This is a genomic window from Streptomyces sp. (assembly GCF_036524955.1).
Lineage (GTDB): Bacteria > Actinomycetota > Actinomycetes > Streptomycetales > Streptomycetaceae > Actinacidiphila.
In genome coordinates this window covers 1-5,196 of the sequence record NZ_DATDBG010000177.1, presented here as the reverse complement: position 1 = coordinate 5,196, position 5,196 = coordinate 1, and the positions used below count along the sequence as shown (strand labels likewise).

Annotated in this window: 2 protein-coding genes; both read left to right on the top strand. The window is 70.1% G+C overall.

What is annotated here, in order from left to right; all coding sequences use genetic code 11:
- A partial coding sequence (locus tag VIW71_RS14390) for a shikimate 5-dehydrogenase (RefSeq protein WP_331622614.1) occupies nucleotides 1–822 on the top strand: 822 nt, incomplete at its 5' end.
- 740 nt (nucleotides 823–1,562) lie between these two features.
- A complete protein-coding gene (locus VIW71_RS14385; protein ID WP_331622612.1) occupies nucleotides 1,563–4,640 on the top strand; it encodes an FG-GAP-like repeat-containing protein in 3,078 nt (1,025 codons plus the stop codon).
- Nucleotides 4,641–5,196: the final 556 nt, after the last annotated feature.

The window sequence follows — 5,196 nt, the reverse complement described above, 5'->3', positions numbered from 1 at the left end:
ATGTCGCAACCGCACGTCAGCAAGGACACTCGCCTCTGCATGTCGCTGGCGGCCAGGCCCGGCAACTTCGGGACCCGGTTCCACAACTTCCTCTACCGGGAACTCGGGCTGGACTTCCTCTACAAGGCCTTCACCACGACCGATCTGCCTGCCGCCATCGGCGGGGTACGGGCTCTCGGCATCCGCGGCTGTGCGGTTTCGATGCCCTTCAAGGAGGACGTGATCGCGCTGGTCGACGAGATGGACGACTCTGCCGCCGCCATCGCGTCCGTCAACACGATCGTCAACGAGGACGGTCGGCTCCGCGCGTACAACACCGACTACCTCGCCATCGCCTCCCTGCTCGCGTCCCACAAGATCAGCACCGACGCCGTCTTCGCTGTCCGAGGCAGCGGGGGCATGGCGAAGGCCGTCGTCACTGCCATCTCGGACGCGGGCCTGCGCAACGGCACGGTGATCGCCCGCAACGAGGCCGCGGGCCGCGCGCTGGCCGAGACGCACGCCTACGCTTGGCGGCCCGACGAGACCGGCGTCCGAGCCGACGTTCTCGTCAACGTCACCCCGATCGGCATGCAGGGCGGGCCCGAGGCCGAGGATCTCGCCTTCAGCGCGGCGGCCGTGGCGGCCGCCGACACCGTCTTCGACGTCGTCGCTCTGCCTGTCGAGACGCCACTGATCCGCGAGGCGCGCCGGCAGGACAAGCATGTGATCACCGGTCACGAGGTCCTGGTGCTCCAAGGGCTGGAGCAGTTCGTCCTGTACACCGGCCTCCGCCCCGAACCCGACCTCGTCGAACGCGCGGCAGCCTTCGCACGTCGCTGACCCCGGCGAGGCCGCTGCGCACCGCTCTGCCCGACTGCGTCGGAGGAGGTTGGGTGCGCAGAGTGGGGGCGGCAGTCGCGTCGTCCTCGGTGTCTGCTGCCGCCCGCTCCAGGATGCGGACCCCGGGCGATGGCCCGCCCCTCCTGACTCCGGACAGCCACCGGTGGCGCTGTCTCTACGATCCCCTCGGCCGCCGGATCGCGAAGATCGAGCTCGCCGAGGACGGAAGTGACTCCGTCCCGGACGGACTTCGTCCGGGACGGCGTGCACCTGGCCGAGCATCGGAGAGGACCGGGGCTGGACGGGGTAGCCCGGTCAGGATCGCGACGACGGTCACTGTCTGTCGCTGTCCTGGAGTGGGCCGCGGCTACCGGACACGACTCCCAGCCACTCCGCTCAGCTCGGGACCAGGGGACCGGTCATCATCTGCCGGCCCCGCCTTACTGCCCCCGCACCCGCGCGCAGCGCGCTCCCTTGAAGACTGCCCCCCGCGGCAGCTGCTGCTGAGCCCGGCCCGCCGTGGCGACGGAGGCGCGGGCGGGAACCCGGGTCGATTCCGCGTGAGTGGTCTTCGCCACTCCTGAGGCTTCGTCACTTCTGAAGGCTGTGAAGTTGCTGTTAGCCTGATGGCTTCTTGCCTGGGGGGACAGCCGGGGGGCTGAGCATTCTTCGTGGTACCACTGGTGCGCGTCTGTGGCGCCGCTTTCCTACCACGCCTCTTTCCTGCCCAGGAGGCTGTGTTGGCCCGTCGTACCACCGCCCGTGGCGTCGTCGCTGCGTTAGCGATCCTCACCGTGACCGCGGGGCCCGGCCCGCTCTCCGTCCCGGCCGGCGCGGACACCGCCGCCGGGAGCACCGGCATCGCGGCGGAGAAGATCTTCCAGTCGGACCGCTACGTCCCGCGCGGGGACCGGCTGTACGCCGCCGGCCCGAGCGGCTACCTGCACGCCCAGGAGGGCAGTTCCGGCTACTTGTGGACGTCGTACAGCACCGGTATCTCCACCGGACTGGGCAACCTCGCCCGGCTCGAAATCCCCGCGTACCTCGGATCATCGTCCGACATCGTGACCGAGGTCGGCCCGCACGGCGAGAAGGTCGTCCTCCGGGACATGGCCGCCGGCACGGCCACGGACGTCGCCATCACGCACGGCACGTACTGGGCCACGTACGGCGCCCATGTGCTGACCCAGGCACGGGACACCGACGGCAACCGCCTGCTGTGGCTGTTCGGCGACGGCGCACCCGCCGACGGCACCCTCATCGACGGATGGCCGACCGGGATCACCAGCAACTTCAACGTCCTCGGAGGCGACAGCGGCACCGCGGTGATCAGCTACTCGCTGGCGGGCACAAGTCACCTGGCGCTGGTGGACCTGGCCGCCGCGAAACTCACCGCCGACGTGACGGTGCCCTCTGTTCCGACGGCCGTCGCGCTGAGCGACGACCGGCTGGTCTGGTACGCCTCCGGCAGCACGGCCCACGTCCTGGACCGTGACGACCTCTCCGCCGCGGGGACGACGGTGACGCTGCCCGGCACCGAGGGTGTCCCGTACCTGGGCATCGCCGGCCGCTGGCTGGTGGTCGCCCGATCCGTCCCGTCGTCCCCTCACAACTTCGTCGACGAGTCCGGTGAGCCGCTCATGGCCATCCCCCTCGTCGGCGGCGACGCGATCACCCTGCTCCGGCACGCGAACACCTCGGTCACACCGACGCCGGAGGGCGGCCTGCTGGTCGCGGGCGGCGCCGACTCCGGGCACTGGGCGGTTCGCGAGGTCACTGATACGGGGGCGGACGCGCCGGCGCTGACAGAGGTGACCGCCGTCCCGCCGGTGGCCGCGAGGATCGACCGGCTTTCGCTGCAGAACGGCACTCTGGCCACCGACGAGGCCGACAGCAGCTTCATGGGCGCCTACTACACCCGCCGGGTCGCGACCGTCGGGACGTCCTACACACCGGGCACCGTGACCTGGCAGGCGTGGGACGGCCGTGGGGCGGGCCCGTTCTCCACCGGCGACGGGCGAGCGGTGACGTTCACCCCCGACCCCGACCCCGTCGGGTCGTACGTCCAGTCCATCGACCAGGCCGACGAGGCGGGTTTCTTCTATCTGCCGTCGGCCTCCGGGACCGTTCTGGACATCACCGGCCGCTACGCGGTCGTCAACGGCTCCTCCCCCGCCAAGCAGTACGTCGGCGACCTCGGCGTCTACAGCGACCTGCGCCCCATCGTCACCCGCTCCGTCACGGCCGCCTCCGTGTGGGGGACCAGTCTGTGGACGCCGGGCTCCACCACCGGTTCCGTCACCGCGAAGGACCTCAAGACCGGCAGGACCACGGACACCGTGACCACTGGTGCCCCCTGCGTCCCCAAGGAGCTGCAGGTCGTCGGCCGGTGGATCTACTGGTCCTGCGGTCCCACCGCCGCGGCCGGTGTCTGGGACCGCACGGCGAAGAAGAACATTCCTGTCCCGTCCGGCGAGGCGCTGCTCGGCGACGGCTACCTCGTACGGCACGACACCTCGGCCGGGGCGCTCCTCCTCACCGCCTTCGCCGGCGGCACCGCGACCACCCGCAAGATCGGCGACCTCCCGGCGAGCACCTCCAGCCTGCGCGGGGTGACCTGGACGGTGGACAAGTTCGGCGGACCGGCGGCCTACGTCGACGCGGACCGGAAGATCCATCTGGTGCCCAGCGGGGTCCCCACCGAGCCGCTCGGCTACGTCGAGTCCGAGGCGACCGACAATGCCGAGGACAGCAGCGCCGGCAGCAACCCATGGTGGCAGTGGCGCGGAATGCTCTCCAAGCCCGTCGCTTCCTGGACGGCCACGTTCACCAGCAAGGCCACCGGGGCCGTGGTCCGCACGCTCTCCGGCGGCGAGGTGGACGGCACGCTGACCGCGCGGTGGGACCTGCGCAACACCGCGGGTGTGCTGGTCCCCAACGGCGCGTACACGTTCAAGCTGACGACCCGGCCCGCCGACGGCTCAGGACCGACGCTGACGGGCTCGCGCACGGTGACCGTCTCCACCGGGACTGCCGTACAGCACGACTTCACCAACAGCAGCACCAACGCTCCCGACGGAATCGGCGATGTCCTCACCGTCACGCCGTCCGGCACCATCCGCTACCAACCCGGCAACGGGACCGGCGCGTTCGGCCGCACTCTGGCGGCCTCGGGCTGGCCCTCCTCGGTGACGCTGGTCCCGTTCGGCGACCTGAACGGCGACCGCCGCAACGAGGTCCTCGTACGGTTCAGCAACGGCGAACTGCGGGTGTACCGGACCATGCGCGGGCATGCCTTCAGCACGGGCACTCCGTACACCTCGCTGGGCACCGGCTGGAACGCGTTCAACGTGCTGACCTCGCCGGGGGACGTCACGGGCGACGGTCGCCCGGACCTGGTCGTGCGGAGGGCGTCGACGGGCGAGGTGTTCCTCTACAAGGGAGCGAGTACGGGGAAGCTGTCGGCGCCGGTGCGGATCGCGGCGAACTGGTCGGGCTACAAGAAGATCGTGGGAGTCGGCGACTTCAACGGGGACGGCATTGGTGACCTGTTGGCCCAGGACGGGGCCAACACCCTGTGGCGGTACGACGGCAACGGCTTCGGCGGCTTCAAGGCGCGGGTGAAGCTCGTCGCCAACTGGAAGTCGTCGTACAACGCCGTCATCGGCGTCGGCGACATCACCGGCGATGGCAAGGCGGACATCGTGTCCCGCGACACCTCCGGCAATGTGTGGCGCAACAACGGCGACGGCAAGGGATCGCTCGGAGCCCGCACGATGATCGCCACGGGGTGGCAAGGGTACAAGAGCGTGTTCTGATGGCTCGGCCCGCAGCCTGAGCCGGGTGACCCCCACATTCCGGCTGACTGTCAACGGTGCCAAATGGTCCAGACAACAAACAAGCTCCAGGCAGGTCCATCGGAGAGCGTCCCCGGGCAGTGGCGTTGACGTGAACGCGCGGACGTGGACGCAGATCCAGGGGCCGGCACGTGGAGGCCGTGCGGCGGGTGTGCAACGGCCCCGGCGTATACACACCGGGGCCGCCCTTCCGGGTCGTTGCACGTGAGAGTGCGCCGACCCACTCACCATGCTATGCCCGAGGTGTTTTCTCGGCATAATCCATTTTTCGTGGTGATACGGTCCCTTGGCGGCCGGACATGGCCTCCATGCGCGCGTCAGCCCCGTTCCCCCTCTTCTCATGCTTGTCGCAACACTCCTTGATCATGATGGGTGTGGTGAGGGCGAGGCGGGGACGCGAGCGCAGGCTGGAGATGGAGGCTGAGTACGGCGCCTGCTGGCGGCCGGGGTGGGCACGGTCGAGGCATGCGCACAGCTGGGGATCGGGCGGAAGACCGGCTACCGGCGGCGGGCGGCG